Consider the following 22,645-nt stretch of genomic DNA (forward strand, 5'->3'; position numbering starts at 1 on the left):
CGCGATCGCGGTCGCGAGGTCGATGTCGAACCCCGCGCCGGTCGTGGTCCACCCGACCATGATTGGCCCTGTGCCCACCCGCTGACCAGCCGTAAGCTCGGGACATGCAGATCTCGATCATCGACGCGTTCACCGACCGCCCGTTCGCGGGCAACCCCGCCGCCGTCTGCCTGCTGCCGGACGGCGACTGGCCGGCGGAGCAGTGGCTGCGCCAGGTCGCCCGCGAGATGAACCTCTCCGAGACCGCGTTCGTCCGGCGGCTCCCGGACGGCGACTGGGCGCTGCGCTGGTTCACCCCGATGACGGAGGTCCCGCTCTGCGGCCACGGCACCCTGGCCGCCACCCACGCGCTGCGCACCAAGGAGCTGGTCGCCGCGGAGCCGGTGCGGTTCCACACGCTCAGCGGCGTGCTGACCGCCACTCCCCGCCCCGACGGCCGGATCGGCCTGGACCTCCCGACGGCCGCGCTGACCGGGACGGCGATCCCGGACGGCCTGGTCGAGGCGCTCGGCTCCCCGGTGCTGAGCTGCCGCGACACCGGCGGACTGGGCATCCTGGTGGCCGAGTTGGGCAGCGAGCACGCCGTCCGCGGGCTCGCGCCGGACCTCGCCGCGATCACCCGGCAGCCGGCCCGCGGTGTCGCGGTCACCGCGCGGGCGGAGGATCCGGAGGACGGCTACGACTTCGTCTCGCGCTACTTCGCGCCGGCCGCCGGGGTGGCCGAGGACCCGGTGACCGGCAGCGCGCACACCGCGCTCGTCCCGTTCTGGGCCGAGCGGCTCGGCCGCACCGAGCTGACCGGGTACCAGGCCTCGGTGCGCGGCGGGCTGCTGGACTGCCGGCTGCTGGGCGACCGGGTCCGGCTGGCCGGGCACGCGGTGACGGTGGTCGAGGGGACGCTGCGCGCCCGCCCCTGGTGAGCGGGACGCGGCCCCCGTCCCTGGTGAGCGGGACGTGGCCCCCGTCCCTGGTGAGCGGGGGCGGTGGGCCGGCGCCCGGTCACCCCGTGGGCAGCCAGGAGACGTGCCCGGCCAGCAGGGCGTAGCCCACGAAGGCGGTGGTGTCGATCAGCGCGTGGGCGGCCACCATCGGCATCACCCGGCCCCAGCGCCGGTAGAGCAGCACGAAGACGGCGCCCATCGCCATGTTGCCGACCAACCCGCCGATCCCCTGGTAGAGGTGGTAGGAGCCGCGCACCGCGGCGCTGGTCAGCAGCACGGCGGCGGGCGTCCAGCCGCGCTGGTCGAGCCGGCGGACCAGGTAGCCGAGCACCACCACCTCCTCCAGCACGGCGTTCTGGCAGGCGGAGAGGACCAGTACCGGGATCCGCCACCAGACGTCGGGCAGCCCGGACGGCACGACGGTGAGGTTGAAGCCGGCCGCCCGGGAGCCGAAGTACAGCGCCAACCCGGTGCCGCCGATCACGGCGGCCACGGCGGCGCCGCGGCCCAGGTCGGTCGTCTTGCGGCGCAGGTCGAAGCCGAGCACCCGCAGCGAGGTGCCCTCGCGCACCAGCAGGTAGCCGACCAGCACCACCGGCATCAGCCCGCGGGCGACGTAGTAGAGCTGGTAGGCCAGGTCGATCCAGGGCCGGCCGGGAGCCGCCGAGCTGTTCAGCGCGGCGGTCTGGTGGGCCAGCGCCACATTGCGGGTGGCCGAGTCGACGAAGCTGATCAGCGCGCTGACCCCGCTCGCGCCGAGCGACAGCCCGAGGACGATCAGCAGCTCGATCCCCAGCAGTCGGCGCCCCCGGTCACCGGGCGGCAGGGTGTCCGCGGGTTGCGCGGGCGGTGCGATCGTCATGGCGGATCATCTTGTCACACCGAGGTGAGGCGGCCCCGGCGGCGAACCGTCACCCGATCGGCCAGTTGTGCACCGGCTCTCCCGCCCGCATCAGCTCCATGTAACGCTGCGTCATGGTGGCCAGCGCGGTAGCCCGGTCCATGCCGTGCCGCTCGCAGAGCTGGTGCACGGTGGCCGCCTGCCAGGCCGCGCCGTTGGTGCGGCGCAGGCAGCGCTGCTCGATGATCCCCAGGTAGCGGTCCCGGTCGGCCGGCTGCACACCCCACTCGTCCAGGCCCTGGTAGGCCAGCGGCAGCAGCTCGCCGAGCACCAGGTCGACCACCGGCACCGCCGCGGGCGCGCCCCGGGTGCCGCGGCCCGGGCGGGGCCACTGCACCACCGCGTCGATGCCGTAGCGAGCCGCGGTGTGGAAGTTCCGGTCGGCGTGGGCGAACGGCAGCCTGCTCCAGATCGGCCGGGGCTGCTCGGCCAGCGCGCGGACCAGCCCGTAGTAGAACGCGGCGTTGGCCAGGATGTCGGCCACCGTCGGCCCGGCCGGCAGGCAGCGGTTCTCCACCCGCAGGTGCGGCACGCCGTCGGCCACGTCGTACACCGGGCGGTTCCAGCGGTAGATGGTCCCGTTGTGCAGCCGCATCTCGCCCAGCCGGGGCACCCCGCCCGAGGTCAGCACCTTGGCCGGGTCCTCGTCGTCGCAGATCGGCAGCAGCGGCGGGAAGTACCGCAGGTTCTCGGCGAACAGATCCTGCGCCGAGTCCACCCAGCGCTCCCCGAACCAGGTGATCGGGCGCACCCCCTGGGCCTTCAGCTCGGCCGAACGGGTGTCGCAGGCCTGCTGGAAGAGCACCGGACGGGTCTCCCGCCACAGCTCCCGGCCGAACAGGAACGGCGCGTTGGCGCCGAGCGCCACCTGCACGGCGGCGATCGCCTGGGCGGCGTTCCAGACCGGCGCGAACCGGTCCGGCGTCACCTGGAGGTGCAGCTGCAGCGAGGTGGCGGCGGCCTCGGCGACCATGCTGACCGACTCCAGCCGCAGGTGCTCGACGCCCTCGATGTCCAGCGCGATGTCCTCGCCGCGGGCCGCCATGATCTGGTCGGTGAGCAGGCTGTAGCGGTTGTTGTGGCTCATCGCGTCCCGCCCGGTGTGCACGGTCTCCAGGGTCGGCAGCACGCCCACCATGATGATCCGGGCACCCGCTTCGGCCGCGCGCCGGTCCGCGTACCGCAGACCGGTGTCCAGCTCCTCCCGCAGCTCCTCGAAGACGTGGCCGCTGAGCTGGTGCGGGGCGACGTTGACCTCGATGTTGAACTGGCCCAGCTCGGTCTGGAAGTCGGGGGAGCCGATCGCCGCGAGCACCTTCTCGTTGCGCATCAGGGGCAGGCCCTGCTCGTCCGCCAGGTTGAGCTCGATCTCCAGGCCCATCATCGCTCGGGGCCGGTCGAAGAGCCGGTCGTGCAGCATCCGCTCCAGGGCCTCCTGGCAGGACTGCAGCTTGCGACGGTAGTGCTGCCGGTCCGACAGGTCGGCCCGGGTTGCGATGACCTTCTCCCCCATGGATGCCCCCTTCGCCCGGTTTACCGTGCCCTGCATCATGCCCATCCGGAAGATCGATACCCGAACGCTTCGAATGCCCTGCGCCACACCGGAACTGACGCTTCCTCAGCTCGTGCCCGACTTGCCCGGAACGACAGAAGGTGATAAACAGATCACCCTGTGCACCTGTTCGAGCGGGCTCCGGTCCGCCCCCACCGCACCGGTCCCAGCGCCGGTGCGGTGCGCCGCTGCCCGGAGCCCGCGCGCTCAGCCACGCGATCACGCCCAACCGGACCCTGCCCTGTCGCGCTACGCCGGTATGCCGCCTTCGCACGCCGATCTCGCATGGAGAGGCGACCCGCCATGACCTTGCAGACACCCCAGCCACCGCCCAGCGCCCTGCGCGCCGTGCTGGCCGCCCTGAGCTCGCCGACCGACCTGCGGCAGCCCGGCCCGGCCGCCCCGCGAAATACCGTGGCGCCCCTGCAGCCGGCCCATCCGCTGGCGGTCCATCAGCTGCCGCCCGGCACCACGACGGCGCGCGCGCTGGCCGCCGCGCCGCGGACCGGCTGGCGGTTCCTGGTCAAGCACGGCACGGCGGTGGTGGCGGCGGCCGAGGTGGTGAGGTCGGCGGAGGGGCACACCTTCGCGCACTTCGCGGCCGGCCCCTACCCCGACTCCACGGTTCGGGCCCTGGCCGAGGCCTGGCAGCTGGTCCAGCAGCAGCGCACCGTCTACCAGCCCCGGTTGCTCTCGATGCCCGACCACTACGCGACCGCCCTGTGGCTGCACGCGGTGGACGCCGACCCGGCGGGCGACCTGCTGCTGCCGCTGGCCCCCGCGCCGCTCGGCGTCACCGCGCACCGGGCCTATCCGGCCGGCGAGCTGCTCGCACTGCTCGACCGCTCCGCACCGCGCGTCACCGCGGTGGCCTGAACCCTCCTGACGGACCATCGACGGGCCACCCGACCGAGTCATGGTCGGGTGGCCCAGGTGCGCGCGTACCACGATCGGACCCATCTGAACGGGTGATCTCTGGACTGTAGTTGTGGCGCGAGTCACCGAAAGGGCTGCGCGACGGGGCTTGTGCGCGGACACTGGAGGCAGCGTGGCAGGACCACCTGTCCTACCCACAGAAGCGCTGGTTCACACCTGCGTTCCGCTGCGGGGGGCGTGAAGCGTGAGTAGTGAAACGAGGTACCACGATGTGCCAGCACCGACCCGAGTGCCCGTCGGCCGATTCCCCTGACCGTGAGGCGGCGGTTCCCGTCGCCCGCCACCCCGAGCAGGGCTGGAGCCTGCTCTGCAACGGAGTGCTCCTCTTCGAGGACACCGGCGAGCTGCTGCCGGACGGCCGGGTGATCGCGCCGCGCCGCGCGCTGCTGGTCGCCGCCTGATCCCGACGCAGCGCCACCGGAACGGCGAAGTGCCCTGCGGCGGCTGCCGCAGGGCACTTCGTCACCGGGCGTCAGGCCCGGTGCGGGTCACTCAGACGCCGTACTCGTCGAGCGGCGGGCAGGAGCAGACCAGGTTGCGGTCGCCGTAGGCGCCGTCGATCCGGCTCACCGGCGGCCAGTACTTGTCCGCCGGGTTGACGCCCGCCGGGAAGACGGCCTCCTGGCGGGAGTAGCCGTGCTTCCAGTCGCCCGCCAGGTTGGCGGCGGTGTGCGGGGCGTTGCGCAGCGGGTTGTCGTCCGCGGCCCACTCGCCGGAACCAACCTTGTCGATCTCCGCACGGATCTCGATCATCGCCTCGCAGAAGCGGTCGATCTCGTGCAGGTCCTCCGACTCGGTGGGCTCGATCATCAGCGTGCCGGCCACCGGGAAGGACATGGTCGGGGCGTGGAAGCCGTAGTCGATCAGGCGCTTGGCGATGTCGTCCACGGTCACCCCCGTCTCCTTGGTGAGCGGGCGCAGGTCGATGATGCACTCGTGCGCCACCAGGCCGCCCGGGCCGGTGTAGAGCACCGGGAAGTGCGGGGCCAGCCGCTTGGCGATGTAGTTGGCGTTGAGCACGGCCACCTGGGTGGCGCGCTTGAGGCCCTCGCCGCCCATCAGCCGGACGTACGCCCAGGAGATCGGCAGGATCGCGGCCGAACCCCACGGCGCGGCCGAGATCGGGCCGACACCGGTGGCCGGGCCGGCCTCGCTCTGCAGCGGGTGGTTGGGCAGGTACGGCGCCAGGTGGGCGCGCACCGCAACCGGGCCGACGCCCGGGCCGCCACCGCCGTGCGGGATGCAGAAGGTCTTGTGCAGGTTGAGGTGCGACACGTCGGCACCGAACTTGCCGGGCTTGGCGAGGCCGACCAGCGCGTTGAGGTTGGCGCCGTCGACGTAGACCTGGCCGCCGGCCTCGTGCACCAGACCGCAGATCTCGGTGATCTGGGTCTCGTAGACGCCGTGGGTGGACGGGTAGGTGACCATCAGCACGGCGAGCTGGTCGCGGTGCTGGGCGATCTTGGCCTTGAGGTCCTCCACGTCCACGTCACCGTCGGCCATGGTCTTCACCACGACGACGCGCATGCCGGCCATCACCGCGGAGGCGGCGTTGGTGCCGTGCGCCGACGACGGGATCAGGCAGACGTCGCGCTGGGCGTCGCCGTTGGCCAGGTGGTAGGCGCGCACCGCGAGGAGGCCGGCGAACTCGCCCTGCGAGCCGGCGTTCGGCTGGATCGACACGGCGTCGTAGCCGGTGACCTCGACCAGCTGCTGCTCCAGCTGGCGGATCAGGGTCAGGTAGCCCTCGGCCTGCTCGATCGGCGCGAACGGGTGCAGCTGACCGAACTCCGGCCAGGTGACCGCCTCCATCTCGGTGGTGGCGTTGAGCTTCATGGTGCACGAGCCCAGCGGGATCATGCCGCGGTCCAGTGCGTAGTCCCGGTGCGAGAGGCGGCGCAGGTAGCGCAGCATCGCGGTCTCCGAGCGGTGGCTGTGGAAGACCGGGTGGGTGAGGTACTCGTCGGTGCGCAGCAGCGCGGCCGGCAGCGTGTCGGCGGCCTCGGCCACCTCGGCGCCGACCACCCCGAAGGCGGTCCAGACGGTCTGCAGGTGCTCGCGGGTGGTGGTCTCGTCGCAGGAGGTCGAGACGGTGTCCGCGTCGGCCTGGTAGAGGTTGACGCCCTGGGCACGGGCGGCGGCGACCACCTCGGCGGCCCGGCCCGGCACCTTGGCGGTGACGGTGTCGAAGAACGCGCCGTGCGCGAGCTCGACCCCGCCCGCCCGCAGGCCCTCGGCCAGCGCGGCGGCGTAGCGGTGGGTGCGGCGGGCGATGTCGGCCAGGCCGTCCGGACCGTGGTAGACGGCGTACATCGACGCCATCACGGCGAGCAGCACCTGGGCGGTGCAGATGTTGCTGGTGGCCTTCTCGCGGCGGATGTGCTGCTCGCGGGTCTGCAGCGCCAGCCGGTAGGCGCGGTGGCCGTCGGCGTCCACCGAGACGCCAACCAGGCGGCCGGGCAGCGAGCGGGCGTACTCGGCGCGGACCGAGAGGTAGCCGGCGTGCGGGCCGCCGAAGCCCATCGGCACGCCGAAGCGCTGCGAGGTGCCGCAGGCGATGTCGGCGCCCAGCTCGCCCGGCGACTTGAGCAGGGTCAGCGCCAGCAGGTCGGCGGCGACCGCGACGATCGCGCCCAGGCCGTGTGCCTGCTCGATCACCGGGGCGAGGTCGCGCACCGCGCCGGAGGCGCCCGGGTACTGGAGCAGCACGCCGAAGACGCCGCGCTCGGCGATCTCGGCCGGGATGCCGGCGGACAGGTCGGCGACGACCACCTCGACGCCGGTCGGCACCGCGCGGGTCCGGATCACGGCGAGGGTCTGCGGCAGGGTGTCCGCGTCGACCAGGAAGACGCCGCCCTTGACCTTGGTGACCCGGCGGGCCAGCGCCATCGCCTCGGCCGCCGCGGTGCCCTCGTCCAGCAGCGACGAGCCCGAGGTGGGCAGGCCGGTCAGGTCGGAGACCAGGGTCTGGAAGTTGAGCAGGGCCTCCAGGCGGCCCTGCGAGATCTCGGGCTGGTACGGCGTGTAGGCGGTGTACCAGGCCGGGTTCTCCATGACGTTGCGCAGGATCACCGGCGGGGTGAACGTGCCGTAGTACCCGAGCCCGATCATCGAGGTGAGCACCTGGTTGCGCCCGGCCAGCTCGCGCAGCTCGGCCAGCACCTGGGCCTCGGTGCGGCCGGCCGGCAGGTCGAGCGCGGTGATGCTGCGGATCGCCTCGGGGACGGCCGCGGTGGAGAGTTCGGCCAGCGAGCCGAAGCCCACCTGGGCGAGCATCTTCTCCTGGGCGGCGGCGTCAGGGCCGATGTGGCGCGACTGGAACGGGCTGGCCGCCTCGAGGTCGGCGAGCGTCGCGTGGGGGGTGCGACCGGCGGTCGGCTGGTCAGTCATGGTGGTCGAGGCCTCCTGGTCACGGACCGGCGGGGGCACGCAGCCACGACCCTCGCCGCCTGGGGAACGGTGCGGCCGTGGCGGACGAGCCCGACAGGCCTCCCCCTCTGTCATCGGGACCTGAGAGCTTCGCCCGCGCGGGGCCGGGGCCCCGCCGGCTTGCACCGTCGGTGAGGGTGGCCACCCCCGGTTCCCTCACCGGCGGCCCTGCCCTGCTTTCCAGAGTGACCTATTCCACACGGTACGGATGCCTGAGAGATTCCGGGGAGGGTTTGCTCCTTCGGCGCTCCGGACTGTTCGAAATCGCTGGGAATCGAAGGCCGGAGACTCTCCCGTGCGGGTTCGGCGGTCGCGTTCAGGGTACCAGCGGCGGTCTTCGCCAACACCGGCCAGGTGATCGATCGCACTCCCCCACCTGGGCGATCGCCGGCTCGGACGGCCGCACTCGGCTGGCCGCCGCTCGCTTTGTGGCTTTTGGTGTGAATCGACAGCGGTACCACCAAGAGAGGAACAGCGTGCAGACCGATATCGATCCACGAGACCTGATCGGCCACAAGGCCGTGGACCGCAATGGCGACAAGATCGGCACGGTGGACGAGGTCTACCTCGACGACGCGACCGGCGAGCCGGAATGGGCGGCCGTGCGTACCGGGATCTTTGGCCGGGACGCCTTCGTGCCGCTGACCACCAGCGAGTTCTCGGGAGAGGAACTGCGGGTGCCGTACGACCGGTCACTGATCAAGGAGTCGCCGGACTTCGGGGTCGGGCAGCACCTCTCCCCGGCCCAGGAGCTGCAGCTCTACCGCTACTACGGGCTGGACGCCCCCACCGGGGACCGGACCGCCGCCCCCGCTCGCCCGGGCCAGGGCACCGCCGGCGGTCGGGCGGGCGACCTGGACTTCGGAGTGAGCGCACCCGCGGCGCCCGCCACCGGCCATCCGATGACCACCGCGCCCACCACCGGCCGGCAGCGGTCGGCCGAGCCGACGATCGGCCTGGACAAGCCGGTTGAGCCGGCCCCCGTCCCGACCGAGCCCGCTCCGGGCCGGCCGCAGACCACCGCGCCGAGCCAGGGCGCCCCCCGGCCGGCCGGTCCGATCGAGCTGACCCTGCGCGAGGAGCGCCTGGAGATCACCAACGAGTGGCACGTGCTCGGCACCGCCCGGATGCGCAAGTACGTGGTGACCGAGCCGGTGGAGCGCCGGGTGCAGGTGACCAGGGAGCGGGTCCGGGTGGAGCGGGTGCCGGTGACGGACGAGGAGCGGGCGGAGCTGTCGGCGCAGGACATCGCCGAGGCCGTCGAGGAGGTGACGCTGCGCGCGGAGCGACCCGTGCTGCGCAAGTACGTGGCATCGCTGGAGCGGGTGCGCCTGGTGGTGGAGCGCTTCACCGAGGAGCAGGTGATCAAGGACGAGTTGCGCCGGGAGCGCGTGGAGATCCACGACAGCAGCACCTCGGCAGCGCCGGTCGACAGTCGCCGCTGAGCCGGGTCGGCCACCACGGCCCGAGCCGCGCCCGGTCCGGACCGGGCGCGGCTCGGGCGGGCGGGCGGGCCCGTTCGAGTCCGGGCGGCTCGGCCCTCTTCGGTCCCCTTCAGGACGGTTCAGACCGTTTCCGGCCGTTTCAGGCCGTTTCAGGACCCCGAGATGCCAGTATCACGAAGCTTCAGCACTAGATATTTGACAAACTGAAGCACTTCTCGGATGGTTACTTCAGTCGATTAACTGTCGCGTGTCTGAAGCAGTCCTCCGGGCTGCCAGGGCACCCGTCTGAAGGAGCCCTTCCGTGAGTGAGGCCGCCCAGCCCGCCGCCACGGCCGTGAAACCGAGCAGTGCCCGGGTGCTGCCCGCGCTGGTGCTGGCAATGCTGGCGTACAGCGTGATCCAGACAGCGGTGGTGCCGATCCTGCCGTCGCTGGCCAAGGAGCTGAACGTTTCCGGCTCCGACATCACCTGGCTGATGACCGCCAACCTGCTCTCCGCCGCCGTGCTCACCCCGCTGCTCGGCCGCTTCGGCGACCTGCGCGGCCGCAAGCCGATGTTGCTGATCTCGCTGGCCGGCCTGGTGCTCGGCTCCGGCCTGGCGGTGGCCACCCACTCGTTCTCGCTCCTGGTGGTGGCCCGCGTGCTGCAGGGCGCCGGCGGTGGCGTGCTGCCGCTGGCGATCAGCATCGTCCGCGACGAACTGCCGCGCGAGAAGGTCACCGGTGGCGTCGCCGCGATCAGCGCCTCGATGGGGGTCGGCTCCGGTCTCGGCCTGGTCGCCACCGGTCTGCTGCTGGAGCACTGGGATTACAAGTCCATCTTCTGGATGGGCCTGATCGCCGGCCTGGTCGCCGTGCTGCTGGTGATGCTGCAGGTGCCCAAGGACCCGGTGGTGGACCGCGCCGGCGGCGCCGACCCGCTGGGCGCGCTCGCCCTGGCCGGCTGGCTCTCCGCGCTGCTGATCGCCGTCAGCCGCGGCAACGAGTGGGGCTGGACCTCCACCAAGACCCTGGGCCTGTTCGCCGTCGCCGCCGTCGTCGCCCTGGTCTGGGGCGTCATCGAGGTCAAGGTCGCGCACCCGCTGGTGGACATGAAGATGATGGCCCGCCCGGCCGTCGCCTTCACCAACGTGGCCGGCCTGCTGATCGGCTTCGGGATGTACGGCTCGTTCCTGGTGATCAGCAACTTCACCCAGACCCCGGCCAAGCTGGCGCACTACGGCTTCACCGCCACCGTGCTGCACGCGGGCGTGCTGCTGCTGCCCTCCGCGCTCGGCTCGATGGTGGCCGCTCCGCTGGGTGCCATGCTGATCGCCCGCAGCGGCCCGCGCCTGCCGCTGGTCCTCGGCGGCCTCTTCGGTGCCGTCTCGATGGGCTACCTGGCGCTGCGCCACAGCGCCGAGGGTGACATCTACTTCGCCTCCGGCCTCTTCGGTCTCGGCGTCGGCATGGCGTACGCGGCGATGCCCGCCTACATCAACGGCGCCGTGCCGGCCGAGCAGAGCGGCATCGCCAACGGCATGAACGCGGTGCTGCGCACCGTCGGTGGCGCCGTCGGCACTGCAGTGATGGGCGCCATCCTGACCGGGGACAGCATCAAGTTCCCGCCGCAGATCGCCAAGCTGATCCCGATGCAGATCCCGACCCTGGACGCCTACAAGCACGCCTTCTGGGTCGCCGGCGTGCTCTGCCTGGTCGCCGCCGTGGTGCCGTTCGCGATCCGCACCGTCCGGCCGAGCCGGCCGGTGGCCGACTCCCGGACCGCAGTGGCCGAGCAGCCCACCAAGACCGGCGCCTGACGAGGTCGCCGTAGCCGGGGCCGCCCAGGGATCGGCCGCCCCGGCACCCGCCGAGCCCCCGTCCGGATCCATCCCGGACGGGGGCTCACGGCTGTTCCAGCGCTCCGCGCGGGCGCAGCGGCAGCGGCTCGGCGGGTGTCAGCGCCGCGTCGTCGATCCGGAAGGTGCGCACCCGGCCGGGCGGTGAGTCCGGGGTCTCGAAGCGCACCGTCACCCGGCCGACCCCGCTGCCCTGCACCCAGCCGCGCCCGTGCTCCGCGTGCACCACGTCCTGCCCGGGCAGCCAGACCTGCTCCCGGAACGGCTGCCCGGCCGCGGCGGTCGGCGGCGCCTGGGCGACCGGCTCGTCCGGCCCGTCGCCGCCCTCCCCCTCTCCCTCCTGCTCGGCGAGCTCGGCGGCGGCCTGGGCGAAGAGGTCCTCCTGGGTGTACTCGGCGAGCTGGGAGACGCCCACCCCCAGCAACCGGATGCCACCGGACAGGCTCACCTGCTCGGCCAGCCGGCGGGCGGTGGTCGCGATCACCCGGGCGTCGTCGGTCGGCCCGGGCAGCGTCTCGGAACGGGTCAGGGTGGAGAAGTCGAACCGGCGCACCTTGATCACCACGGTGCGCCCGGACCGCCCGGCCGCCTTCAGCCGGCGCACGCAGCGGGCGGCCAGCCGGTCCAGCTCGAAGAGCACCTGATCGCGCTCCATCAGGTCGACCTCGTAGGTGTCCTCCACCGAGACCGACTTGGCGTCCCGGTCCGGCACCACCGCGCGACCGTCCAGCCCCTTGGCCATCAGCGAGACCCCGCTGCCGTGCGCGCGCCCGAGCAGCCGGACCATCTCCTCCTCCGACTGCTCGGCCACCTCGGCGACCGTCAGCAGCCCGGCCCGGCGCAGCGCCTGTTCGGTCGCCGGGCCCACCCCCGGCAGCGCCCGCACCGGCAGCGGGCCGAGCACCGCCCGCTCCTGCCCCGGCGTCACCAGCACCAGGCCGTTGGGTTTGGCCTGCTCCGAGCCGATCTTCGCCATCAGCTTGGAGGAAGCCGCGCCGACCGAGGCCGTCAGTCCGGTGGCTCGCTCGATGTCGGCGCGCAGGTCCTCGGCGATCGCCCGGATCAGCTCGGCGCCCCCGTCCAGGGTCGCCTCGGCCAGCGCCGGACCGTACGGCCCGGCCGCCAGGTCGACATAGGCCTCGTCCACGCTCAACTGCTCGACCAGCGGGGACAGCTCGCGCACCATCGCCATCACCTGCTCGCTGATGTCCCGGTAGGCGACGAACCGGGGCCAGAGGTAGGCGCCGTTGGGGCAGAGCCGACGGGCCACCGCCGTGGCCATCGCCGACCGCACCCCGAAGACCCTGGCCTCGTAGGAGCAGGTGGAGACCACACCGCGCTGGCCGAGCCCGCCGACGATCACCGGCTTGCCGCGCAGGCTCGGCTTGGCCACCTGCTCCACCGACGCGAAGAAGGCGTCCATGTCGAGGTGCAGGATGCTCGGCAGGGTGCGCACACCATCGATGATCGCGCACGGGTACGACAACCGGGGTCAGCGCCGGGCGGAGGCGTCCGCGAGGGCCCGGGCCACGCCCGGGTCGGTCGGCCCGAGCAGCGCCGGGTCGGGCGTGAAGGCCGCGTTGAACAGCGCCTTCACGGCGCCCGGCAGTTCCCGCACCGATCCGGAGTACCAGGTCAGGTCGTGCGGCTCCGGCGCCCCGACCGCGTAGGCGTCCATCCCGGCCGCCTGGCAGAGCGCCAGCGCCCGGCGCATGTGGTAGTCGGTGCTGACCAGCACCGCGTGGTCCACGCCGAAGATCCGCTTGGCCCGGGCGCAGGAGTCCCAGGTGTTGAAGCCGGCGTAGTCGCGCACCACCCGGACCGCCGGCACCCCGTGGTCCACCAGGTAGTGGTACATGGCGCCCGGCTCGTTGTAGTCGGAACGGCCGTTGTCGCCGGTCACCAGGATCGCCTGCACCTTGTGCGTCCGGTACAGCTCCAGTGCGGCGTCCAGCCGGTGCGCGAGGTAGGCCGAGGGCTCGTCGCCGACCACCTGGGCGCCGAAGACCACGGCCACCGGCTCGGCCGGCACGTCGGCGACGGTGCGGATCCGCGAGCTCTGGGTGAGGAACTCCCAGCCGCTGGGCACCAGTGCCAGCAGGCAGGCGACCACCAGCGCCTGGAACAGCCTCCGCTGCCGCCGCCGCCCGCGCAGCCACGTGGCACCCCGCATGATCCCCCCTCGGCCGGACCACCGTGATCCGTCGTCAGGAGCGGACGACCACCGACGCCCGCGCGGTTCCGCCCGACGGCCGCGGGGTGTGACCGGCCGTCAGACCGCGCGGTTGCGGCGGCGGGCCAGTTCGTCGCCCGGGTCCTGCCCGAGCAGGGTCTCCCCGGTGTCGGTGCGCTCGGCGTGCAGCCGCCCGAGGGTCACCTCCAGCTCCTGCCAGACCGCGCCGACGGCGATTCCGAAGACGCCCTGGCCGCCCTTCAGCAGATCGACCACCTGCTGCGGCGAGGTGCACTCGTAGACCGTGGCGCCGTCGCACATCAGGGTCAGCCCCGCCAGCTCGCCGAGTCCGGTGGACTGCAGGTGGCTGATGGCGACCCGGATGTTCTGCAACGAGACGCCGGCGTCCAGCAGCCGCTTGACGATCTTCAGCACCAGGACGTCGCGGAAGCTGTAGAGCCGCTGCGCGCCAGCCGGGTAGGCGGTGCGGACGCTCGGTTCCAGCAGGCCGGTGCGCGCCCAGTAGTCCAGCTGGCGGTAGGTGATGCCGGCCGCGGCGCAGGCGGTCGGACCGCGGTAGCCGAGGAGGTCGGAGGAGGGGCCGATCCGCTCGATCGCGGGCTGCCCGGCCTGGACCGCCGGGAAGCGGCCGACCCGGGGCAGCTCGGCCAGCGTCTCGCCGGCCTGGGTGGGGAACGGCCTTCCGCCCAGCCCCCGGCGCTCACGGGGCAGATGGAGGGCGCACGGGCCCGTCACGGCCGCCTCATCGCCGCTGCTGCTCATGCCAACCTCCGTCCATCGGTGCTCCGGCGTCGGGATCGGGGCACGCCCCGGCTGCCATCCATGACGGTAGGCAGTGGCCCGAGACGCGTCAACGATCGCCACGCCGAACCGGCGAAGCGACATCACTCACACGAGTGGTTTCGCGTGCCCCTAGTTTGGGTAGGACCGAACGCTTTGGCAAAACAGCTGATCGACTGCGGATCGAACACGACCGGAGTGCGGGCGGAACGGCCGATCCGACGTCTGGGACCGGGCTACCGGCGGTCCCGTCGCTCAGCCACGGGCTCCTGAGCCACCGGGGGAGAGCTGCTGCCACCGCGGGAAGGGCTACTGGGCGTTGCCGCCGAAGTCCTCCGGCGAGACCTGGTCGAGGAACTCGCGGAACTTCTCGACCTCGTCCTCCTGCTCGTCCGGAATCGCGATCCCCGCCTCAGCGAGCACCTCCTCGGCGCCGAAGATCGGCGTGCCGGTGCGCAGTGCCAGGGCTATGGCGTCCGACGGACGGGCGCTCACCTCGACCCCGCCGGTGAAGACCAGCTCCGCGTAGAAGACGCCCTCGCGCAGGTCGGTGATCCGCACCTGGGTGAGCTGCTGGCCGAGCGCGTCCAGCACGTCCTTGAAGAGGTCGTGCGTCAGCGGGCGCACCGGAGTCATGCCCTGCTGGGCGAAGGCGATCGCGGTCGCCTCGCCAGGGCCGATCCAGATCGGCAGGTACCGGTCGCCCCCCACTTCGCGCAGCAGGACGATCGGCTGGTTGGAGGGCATCTCCACCCGGACACCCACGACGTCGAGCTCATTCACAAGGCAACCCTATGACCCTGGGGCGAGATAGGAAAGCGCGGCCGGGCCCGACCGGGCCACTACCGGCCCCGGCCGCGGAGCCCGGCCTGCACCATCGTGGCGTGCAGCCGCACCGCCAGGGTGGCCAGTTCGCGGGCGGTGGCCTCGGCGTGCGCCCGGGTCTGCGGGTTGCGGTGCCGGCGCAGCGGGGCGACCACCTGGTCCACCAGAGCGATCTCCCGCTCGGCCGCGGCCTTCACCTGGCGCAGGTGGCGCGGTTCCAGGCCGAACCGGCCGAGCTCGGCGACCAGCCGGGCGATCTGCAGGGTGTCCGCGTCGTAGCCGCCGTCCGGACCGGGCCCCACCAGGCCGTAGGACTCCCACTCGGCGAGCTCGCCCTCCTCGGCCCCGGCCGCGGCCAGCAGCTCGGCGCGGCCGAGCCGGACGCCGCCGACGGGTGCCTCCAGCTCCCGGGCGGCCTCCTCGCGGGGGCCGGGCCGGGCGTCGGTGCCGGGTAGCGCAGGCGGGGTCTCGCCGCGTTCGATGGCGTCCAGGTGGTCCCGGATCACCCGCAGCGGCAGGTAGTGGTCGCGCTGCATCCGCAGCACGTAGGCCAGCCGCTCCACGTCGGTCGGACCGAACTTGCGGTAGCCGGAGGGGGTGCGCTGCGGCTCGACCAGCCCCTCCGCCTCCAGGAAACGGATCTTGGAGATGGTGACCTCGGGGAAGTCCTCGCGCAGGAAGGCGAGCACGGCGCCGATGCTGAGCAGCTCCGTGCCGCGACGCTCGCCGCCACGCGGTTGCACGGCCCCGGGACGGCGCGGGGATGTCACGGTCTGGTTCGAGGTCATTCGCGCTCTCCTGCCGACGTCGTGTGCGACCCCCGCCTGCCCGTGCCCGTCCCTGCCCGTCCGTGCCCGAAAAGGACGCCCCGCCGAAGACCCCGGGCCGGCCGTGCGGCCGACCCGGTGGTGCCGGCTCAGTAGTGCTGCGGTCCGGCGAAGAACACCAGCCGGTACTTGCCGATCTGCACCTCGTCGCCGTTGTTCAGCGCGACCTCGTCGATCGCCTCCCGGTTGACGTACGTCCCGTTCAGGCTGCCCACGTCGGCGACCGAGAAGCCGCCGCCGGGCTGCCGGCGGAACTCGACGTGCCGGCGCGACACCGTGACGTCGTCCAGGAAGATGTCGCCCTGCGGGTGGCGCCCGGCCGTGGTGACATCGGCGTCCAGCAGGAACCGGCTACCGGAGTTGGGCCCGCGAAGCACGATGAGCAGCGCCGAGCCCGGGGGCAGTGCGTCGATCGCGGCCAGCATCTCGGGTGACAGCGCGGGGGTGGCGCCGGTGCTGGTGGCGTTCGGGTCGTAGGACTCCAGGCCGGAGATCGAGATGGTCGAGGTGGTCTCGACCGAGCTCTCCGGTCCGGCGGCCCGCAGCGGAGTCCCGCAGTTGTTGCAGAACCGCGCGGAACCCGGGTTGTGGTTGCCGCAGCGCTGGCAGACGATCTGGCCGGTCATGTTCGCAGCCTCCTGGCGCGGCACTCCCCCGGGGACGTGCCCGGCGTAGGAATCCGAGCCAAACCCTCCACCGGAGGTTGAGGGTCCTGCCGGGAAACCTATGCGCGGCGAACCCGAGGGGTCAACCGACGCGCCGTAGCCGCCGTCACGGAAAAGCGGCCGGTCACCGACCGGCTGGTAGCCGTCCTGCGGCGCCGGGCGCATGCCGGGCAGCTGGCCGCTCTCGTCCTCCCGGCGGTGACGCGCGGTAGGCGCCTCCGCCGCGGCAGCGCGGCGGTTGTTGCGGCCGAACAGCTTCGAGAAGAAACTCACGGGCGAATCCCCTTGCGTGAAACAGACCCGCCCGCGGGGCAGGGTGAGAAGCTCGGACTAGCCGCCGATCCGGCCGCCGGCCGGTGCAACGACAACAGTGGTACTGCACAGTGTGGCCGACGGCGTTCGCGGCCGGTGCACCGGGGCCCACTCAACCACGCAGGTGAGGGGTGGTGCAGCCGACGGACCGTCAGCGCAGGTCTTTGCGAGGAGCGCGGGCGGCCCGTCACTTCGCCGCCGGCTTGGCGAACTGCTGCGGAGTCGGCACCACGATCGCGTCCACCGTCACTTTCTGCTGCTCCGAGATGTTCGTGGCCACCTGCTCCTTCTCCAACGTACGGACGATGCCGCCCGGAATGTTCAGGGCAGGCGTCAGATCCTGCGGGTTGCCGATCACCGTGAACCGGTAGGGCTGTGGCACGGCCTTGCCGTCGATCTGCACGCCGCCGGACGGCGCGTCGGTGAAGTAGGTGTGGGCCACCACGCGGACATCGTTGATCTGAATCGCCTCCGCCCCCGCCGCTCGGAGTTCCTGCAGGGTGTCCAGCAGCATATCCGCCTTGACCTGCCCCTGGGGGTCATCGACCGTCAGTACGATCCCCGGACCGGTCGCCTTGACCGTACCGGCCAGCACGCCGAGCTCCAACGCCTTCTGCCGGGTCTGCTCCTGGGCCTCCTTGGCCTGGTTGGAACTGGTCTGCAGCTGGGTCAGGGACTGGTCCAGCTGCGACTTCTCCTGTTGGAGACGCTGCTGGCGGCTGTCCAGTTCGTCGAGGATGCGGACCAGGTCCTCCTGGCGGGCACCGCGCAGGGCGCTGTGGTCGTTGGTCGAGCGGACCTGGATCGCCAGGCCCAGACCGAGCGCGAAGAGCAGCAGGGCGACCACCAGCTGGCCCCGGGAGACGCGGGGCGGCCAGAGAGCGTTGCGCAGGCGCTTGCGGCCGTCAGAGGGGGCGTCAGGGGCTGCTGCCGGGGCCTGGGAGTGCTCCGCGGACGGCTGGGGGTCGGGAGTGGACTCCGGGGCGGCGTCCGATTCGGTGGGCCCGGGGGCGGCAGCAGGAACGGGGGCGGGCTCTGGGGCAGGGGCGGGGATGGGAACGGTGTCGGGCTCGGGCCCGGCAGCACGGGCCGGGTCGGGCTCGGAGGCAGGTGCGGGGACAGGAGCGGGGGCGGGCTCCGGAGCCGGCTCGGCCGTCTGCTCCGGCGCGGGCTGCTCCTGGGGCTGCCGGCCGTGCGGGTCCGCGACGTCCTGGTTGCTCACTTCGCGCCCGCCCTACGCCCGGAACACGTGGCGCCGGATGGCCGCCGCGTTCGAGAAGATCCGGATGCCGAGCACCACGACCACGCCGGTGGACAGCTGCGAGCCGACGCCCAGCTGGTCACCGAGGAACACGATCAGCGCCGCCACCACCACGTTGGACAGGAAGGAGACCACGAAGACCTTGTCGTCGAAGATCCCGTCGAGCATCGCCCTGACTCCGCCGAAGACCGCGTCCAACGCGGCCACCACGGCGATCGGCAGGTACGGCACGACGGCCGCCGGCACCGACGGCTGCACGAAGAGCCCGATGACGACGCCGGCCACCAGGCCCAGTACGGCGATCACGGCTTGGGAACTCCTGTCGTAGAGGACGTGGAAGGCGTGGACGGCGTGGCGGGGCTGCCGGAACCGGGACCGGTCGCGCCGGAGCCGGCTGCACCGGGGCCCGGGCCGGGCGCGCCCGACGGGCTGGGGCTCGGCGGCTCGGGCACCGCCAGCCGCAACGTGAAGCCCACCGCGGCGGGCAGGTCCAACGCGTGCTGGCCGCTGACGGTCGCCTTGATGCCGACGTTGTCCTGCAGGAGCCTCAGGTAGTGGCCGCCCATGCTGTCCTGGAAGGCACCCGGCAGCCGCTTCTCGTCCCCGACGGCGAGCAGCGTGTACGGCGGCACCAGCGGCCGGTTGTCGACCAGGATCGCATCACCGGCGGCACGGATCGGCGACAGCGCGGTCAGCCGCTGCCCGTTGATCGCGATCGCCTCCGCCCCCGCTTCCCAGAGCCCGTTGACGATCAGTTGCAGGTCCCGGTCGCGCAGCCGCCCACCGCCGAAACCGCCCGAGGTGCGCGGGTCCGTGCCACCGCCGGAGGCGCTGTCGGACGCGTCGGATATCACCAGCTTCACCCCGGGACCGGTCACCGCCCCGGTCCCCACGGTGCCGTTGAGGGTGTCCAGTCCGGTGGCCCCGCCGCTCTCGCTCAGCGCCCGCCGCTGCTGCTGCTCGACCTGGGTGCGGGCCGCCTCGACGTCGCGCTGAAGCCTGTCCGCCGCGGCGGTGGCATCCGTGACCCGCTTGACCAGTGCGTCCTTCTCCTTCGCCAGCGCCGGCTCGGACTCGTGGGCGTTCACCCCACTGACCGTCACCACCACGGCGGCCAGCGCCAGTCCGAGCGCCAGCACCAGTTTGCCGCGGGTGGTGGTGGGCAGTCGTCGCCGGCCCTCCTCGCCCCGCGCCCGGGCCGCCGCGGCGTAGCCCTCGTCGAGGCTCTGGTCCATCACCGTGGTCAGCAGCGTCATCGAAGCATCGGGACGGGCGTAACGGCCGTTCCGCCCCTTCGGTGATCGCGTCGCTGGCATGCGGGACATCGTCGCACGGCAGCGCGCCGCCGGGCGAACAGCCCCCGTGGCAGGGGTCCGTGCACCCGGCGGCGCGCCCGTCGCGCGGTGTCCGCGCCGTCAGCGCCCGGCGCCGTCGACCACCGCCGCCCACTCGTCGAGGAGTGCGTGGGTGGCCTCGTCGTCCGGCCCCTCGGCCCAGAGGTGGGTGACCGCCTCCGCCGGGTCGGGCAGCACCAGGGTCCACCGGCCGTCGGGCTCGACGACCCGCACGCCGTCCGTGGTGTCCAGGGTGCGGTTGTCAGCCGCCTCGACCACCGCGCGCATCACCTGGCCCTTGGCCGCCCACGGGGTCGCGATGTCCCGCCGCTGCATGTGGGCCTGCGGGATCCGGGCATCGATCTGGCTGAGCGTCAGCTGGGTGCGGGCCACCAGGCCGACCAGCCGGACGAACGCCGCCGCGCCGTCCAGTACGCCGCTGAACTCCGGCACCACGTAGCCGCCGCGCCCGTCGCCGCCGAAGACGGTGCCATCGGCGGCCGCCGCCTTGGCCAGGTCGTCCGGCGAGGTACTGGTCCAGCGCACCTGGGTGCCGTGGTAGGCCGCGACCTGCTCGGCGATCCGGGTGGTGGTCACCGGCAGCGCGACCTGCCCGGTGCGCCGCTCCGCGGCGACCAGGTCGAGCAGCACCAGCAGCGCCCGGTCGTCCTCGATGACCCGGCCCAACTCGTCGACGAACGACACCCGCTCGCCCACGGTGTCGAACCGCACCCCGAAGGCCGCCCGTGACGAGGAGACCAGTGCGCCCAGCCGGGCCAGCCCCGCACGGCGTTCCTCGGCGTCCTCGGTCGGCCGGGCTTCGTCCAGGCCGCTGTTGACGCTCAGCGCCTCCACCCCCAGCCGGCCGAGGATGCTCGGCAGCACCAGACCGGCGCTGCCGTGCGCGGTGTCGACCACGACCTTGAGGCCGGCCTCCTGCACCCCGCGGGTGTCGATGGCCCGCAGCAGGCTGCCCGCATAGGAGTCGAAGATGCTGGACGGGAAGGTGAGGTCACCGATCTCACCCGGGAACGCCCGGCGGAACTCCTGGCGGGCGTAGACCCGGTCGAGCTTGCGCTGCCCGGCCTGGGAGAGGTCGGCGCCGCGCTCGTCGAAGAAGAGGATGTCCAGCGAGTCCGGCACGCCCGGCGTGGTCCGCAGGAAGATCCCGCCCGCGCTGCCCCGGGCCGTGTGCACCCGGGCCACCGGCAGCGGCACGTTCTCCAGGTCCCGGACGTCGATCGCGCTGGTCTGCAGCGCCGAGATCATCGCCCGTTTGAGCGCACGGGCACCGCGCGAGTGGTCACGCGCGATGGTGACGGTGGCGCCCTTCTTCAACGTGGTCGCATAGGCGCCGGCCAGCCGGACCGCCAGCTCCGGGGTGATCTCCACATTGAGGATGCCGGAGACCCCCCGGGCGCCGAACAGGTGCTCCTGCCCGCGCGACTCCCAGATCACCGAGGTGTTGACGAAGGCGCCGGCCTCGACGGTCTTGAACGGGTAGACCCGGACGGCGCCGGAGATGATCGACTCCTCGCCGATCAGGCACTCGTCGCCGATCACCGCGCCCTCTTCGATCCGGGCCGCGCGCATCACATCGGTGTTCTTGCCGACCACGCAGCCGCGCAGGTTGGTCTGCGGCCCGACGTAGACGTTGTCGTGGATCACCGCCTTGTGCAGGAAGGCACCGCGCTTGACGACCACGTTGCTGCCCAGCACGGTGTGCTCGCGTAGCTCCACGCCGGCCTCGACCTTGGCGTAGTCGCCGATGTAGAGCGGGCCGCGCAGGATCGCCTCCGCATCCACCTCGGCGCCCTCGGCCATCCAGACGCCCGGGGAGATCTCGAAGCCGTCCAGCTCGACGTCGACCTTGCCCTCCAGCACGTCGGCCTGGGCCTTGCCGTAGCTCTCGTGGGTGCCCACGTCCTCCCAGTAGCCCTCGGCGACGTAGCCGTAGACCGGCTTGCCCTCCTTGAGCAGTTGCGGGAAGACGTCGCTCGACCAGTCCACCGGGGTGCCGGCCGCGACGTAGTCGAAGACCTCCGGCTCCATCACGTAGATGCCGGTGTTCACGGTGTCGGAGAAGACCTGACCCCACGTCGGCTTCTCCAGGAAGCGCTCCACCCGCCCCTCGTCGTCGACGATGGTGATTCCGAATTCCAGTGGATTGGGAACGCGGGTCAGACAGACCGTCACCAGGGCGCCCTTGCTCCGGTGAAAGGCGATCAGCTCAGTGAGATCGAAATCCGTCAGGGCGTCTCCGGAGATCACCAGAAAGGAGTCGTCACGGAGTGCGTCCTCGGCGTTCTTGACACTGCCGGCGGTACCGAGCGGAACCTCCTCGTTCGCATAGCTGAGGTTCATGCCGAGCTCCTCGCCATCACCGAAGTAGTTCTTCACCAGGGAGGCGAGGAACTGGACGGTGACGACGGTGTCGGTGAGGCCGTGCCGCTTGAGCAACCGAAGCACGTGCTCCATGATCGGGCGGTTGGCGACCGGTAGCAGCGGCTTCGGCATGCTCGAAGTCATCGGGCGGAGACGGGTCCCCTCGCCTCCTGCCATCACAACGGCTTTCATTGCGGGTGCGTCCTCCTTCGCGGCAATGGACTGCTCATCCATCAAACCGTTCCAGGACACCTCTACCCGGCTGAAATCATCCGACTCGCGGATCAGCGCGAAAAGTCGGCCCGATTAGCCTCTCGGCTAGCCGCTGGTGACCGTTCCCTTGACGATCTGCCGCGTCTGCATCGCATAGAGGATCGCCGCCCACCAGTAGAGCACGGTGCCCCAGCCGATGAAAGCCCAGCTGACCACCGCAGCCGTGCTGTGGATCCACCCGTGCCCCTGGCCGAGCAGCAGAAGCGGAAACGCGTACATCAGATTGAAGGTCGCCGCCTTGCCGAGGAAACTCACCTGCAGCGGACCGTATCCGTGCCGATTGAGAATCGGCAGCAGGCCGCTGATGAACACGTCACGGGCGACCAGGACCGCGGTCAACCACCACGGCAGGATGCCGCGCCAGGTGAGGCCGAGCAGGGTCGAGAAGATGTAGAGACGGTCGGCCAGCGGATCCAGCAGCTGCCCGAGCCGGCTGATCTGCCCCCACCGCCGGGCGAGCTTGCCGTCCAGATAGTCGCTCACTCCGCTGAACGCCAGGATCAGCAGCGCCCAACCGTCGTTCTTGGGGCCGCCGAACTCCGGCCAGAGGATGAGCCACAGGAAGACCGGCACCCCGACCAGTCGGGCCATGCTCAGCATGTTCGGGATGGTGAGGACGCGATCCGTCTGGACGCGCCTCTCCTGGACCTCCACCCGGGGGCCTCCTCTGTCCGTACGGCGACTTTCCGGGCCGACTTTACCCGGCCGTGCGAGTGAACGCGAAGAAGCCCCCACCGAGGCCGTTTGG

General features: G+C 72.1%; 19 protein-coding genes and 1 riboswitch. Of the genes, 5 read left to right on the plus strand and 14 right to left on the minus strand.

From position 1 onward, the window contains the following. Positions 1–104 precede the first annotated feature (104 nt). On the plus strand, positions 105–920 hold the full coding sequence (locus tag LN042_RS34475) for a PhzF family phenazine biosynthesis protein (protein WP_230055398.1): 816 nt from the start codon (positions 105–107) through the stop codon (positions 918–920). 79 nt (positions 921–999) lie between these two features. On the opposite strand, the gene LN042_RS34480 is transcribed toward LN042_RS34475, so the two are convergent. Further along, entirely contained in the window at positions 1,000–1,803 is an 804-nt protein-coding gene (locus LN042_RS34480) for a CPBP family intramembrane glutamic endopeptidase (RefSeq protein ID WP_230055399.1), read from the minus strand. Positions 1,804–1,852: 49 nt separating this feature from the next. Continuing rightward, positions 1,853–3,355 (minus strand): glutamate-cysteine ligase family protein, encoded by a 1,503-nt coding sequence (locus LN042_RS34485; RefSeq protein WP_230055400.1) that lies wholly within the window; start codon positions 3,353–3,355, stop codon positions 1,853–1,855. A gap of 342 nt (positions 3,356–3,697) precedes the next feature. On the opposite strand from LN042_RS34485, the gene LN042_RS34490 reads away from it, so the two are divergent. After that, positions 3,698–4,270 carry a hypothetical protein gene (locus LN042_RS34490; protein WP_230055401.1) on the plus strand — a complete coding sequence of 191 codons (573 nt, stop codon included), beginning with the start codon at positions 3,698–3,700 and terminating at the stop codon, positions 4,268–4,270. 269 nt (positions 4,271–4,539) lie between these two features. Beyond that, positions 4,540–4,731: a DUF5999 family protein gene (locus LN042_RS34495; RefSeq protein ID WP_230055402.1), complete on the plus strand. Its 192-nt coding sequence runs from the start codon at positions 4,540–4,542 to the stop codon at positions 4,729–4,731. A 91-nt stretch (positions 4,732–4,822) separates the two neighbouring features. Here the strand turns inward: LN042_RS34495 and gcvP are convergent, their stop codons facing one another. Continuing rightward, entirely contained in the window at positions 4,823–7,720 is a 2,898-nt protein-coding gene (gcvP, locus tag LN042_RS34500; RefSeq protein ID WP_230055403.1) for an aminomethyl-transferring glycine dehydrogenase, read from the minus strand. Positions 7,721–7,949: 229 nt separating this feature from the next. Then, positions 7,950–8,065, minus strand: a riboswitch (glycine riboswitch). A gap of 170 nt (positions 8,066–8,235) precedes the next feature. On the opposite strand from gcvP, the gene LN042_RS34505 reads away from it, so the two are divergent. Both LN042_RS34505 and LN042_RS34510 read left to right on the plus strand, forming a co-directional pair. Next, on the plus strand, positions 8,236–9,204 hold the full coding sequence (locus tag LN042_RS34505) for a PRC and DUF2382 domain-containing protein (protein ID WP_230055404.1): 969 nt from the start codon (positions 8,236–8,238) through the stop codon (positions 9,202–9,204). Between the two features lie 301 nt (positions 9,205–9,505). After that, a complete protein-coding gene (locus tag LN042_RS34510; RefSeq protein ID WP_230055405.1) occupies positions 9,506–11,002 on the plus strand; it encodes an MFS transporter in 1,497 nt (498 codons plus the stop codon). 85 nt (positions 11,003–11,087) lie between these two features. Here the strand turns inward: LN042_RS34510 and LN042_RS34515 are convergent, their stop codons facing one another. The 11 genes from LN042_RS34515 to clsA all read right to left on the minus strand — a co-directional run bounded on the left by LN042_RS34515 (position 11,088) and on the right by clsA (position 22,551). Beyond that, positions 11,088–12,497 (minus strand): DNA polymerase IV, encoded by a 1,410-nt coding sequence (locus LN042_RS34515; RefSeq protein ID WP_230055406.1) that lies wholly within the window; start codon positions 12,495–12,497, stop codon positions 11,088–11,090. Between the two features lie 36 nt (positions 12,498–12,533). Continuing rightward, positions 12,534–13,214, minus strand: a complete 681-nt coding sequence (locus tag LN042_RS34520) for a SanA/YdcF family protein (protein ID WP_230055407.1) — start codon at positions 13,212–13,214, stop codon at positions 12,534–12,536. A 99-nt stretch (positions 13,215–13,313) separates the two neighbouring features. Further along, on the minus strand, positions 13,314–13,997 hold the full coding sequence (locus LN042_RS34525) for a MerR family transcriptional regulator (RefSeq protein WP_230055408.1): 684 nt from the start codon (positions 13,995–13,997) through the stop codon (positions 13,314–13,316). Between the two features lie 327 nt (positions 13,998–14,324). After that, positions 14,325–14,798 carry a bifunctional nuclease family protein gene (locus LN042_RS34530; protein ID WP_230055409.1) on the minus strand — a complete coding sequence of 158 codons (474 nt, stop codon included), beginning with the start codon at positions 14,796–14,798 and terminating at the stop codon, positions 14,325–14,327. Positions 14,799–14,857: 59 nt separating this feature from the next. Beyond that, on the minus strand, positions 14,858–15,628 hold the full coding sequence (gene ftsR, locus LN042_RS34535; RefSeq protein WP_230055410.1) for a transcriptional regulator FtsR: 771 nt from the start codon (positions 15,626–15,628) through the stop codon (positions 14,858–14,860). 128 nt (positions 15,629–15,756) lie between these two features. Next, complete coding sequence (locus LN042_RS34540) at positions 15,757–16,605, minus strand: FHA domain-containing protein (RefSeq protein WP_372495871.1); 849 nt, start codon at positions 16,603–16,605, stop codon at positions 15,757–15,759. A 226-nt stretch (positions 16,606–16,831) separates the two neighbouring features. Then, complete coding sequence (locus LN042_RS34545; RefSeq protein ID WP_372495872.1) at positions 16,832–17,866, minus strand: DUF881 domain-containing protein; 1,035 nt, start codon at positions 17,864–17,866, stop codon at positions 16,832–16,834. Between the two features lie 12 nt (positions 17,867–17,878). After that, positions 17,879–18,211, minus strand: a complete 333-nt coding sequence (locus LN042_RS34550; protein ID WP_230055411.1) for a small basic family protein — start codon at positions 18,209–18,211, stop codon at positions 17,879–17,881. After that, positions 18,208–19,230: a DUF881 domain-containing protein gene (locus LN042_RS34555; RefSeq protein WP_372495873.1), complete on the minus strand. Its 1,023-nt coding sequence runs from the start codon at positions 19,228–19,230 to the stop codon at positions 18,208–18,210. Before LN042_RS34555 ends, LN042_RS34550 begins: the two co-directional genes overlap by 4 nt. A gap of 90 nt (positions 19,231–19,320) precedes the next feature. Then, positions 19,321–21,816, minus strand: coding sequence for a sugar phosphate nucleotidyltransferase (locus LN042_RS34560; RefSeq protein WP_230055413.1), 2,496 nt, complete (start codon positions 21,814–21,816; stop codon positions 19,321–19,323). 126 nt (positions 21,817–21,942) lie between these two features. Next, positions 21,943–22,551, minus strand: a complete 609-nt coding sequence (clsA, locus tag LN042_RS34565) for a cardiolipin synthase ClsA (protein WP_230055414.1) — start codon at positions 22,549–22,551, stop codon at positions 21,943–21,945. Between the last annotated feature and the right edge of the window lie 94 nt (positions 22,552–22,645).

The sequence above is a fragment of the Kitasatospora humi genome, from assembly GCF_020907985.1.
Taxonomy (GTDB): Bacteria; Actinomycetota; Actinomycetes; order Streptomycetales; family Streptomycetaceae; genus Kitasatospora; species Kitasatospora humi.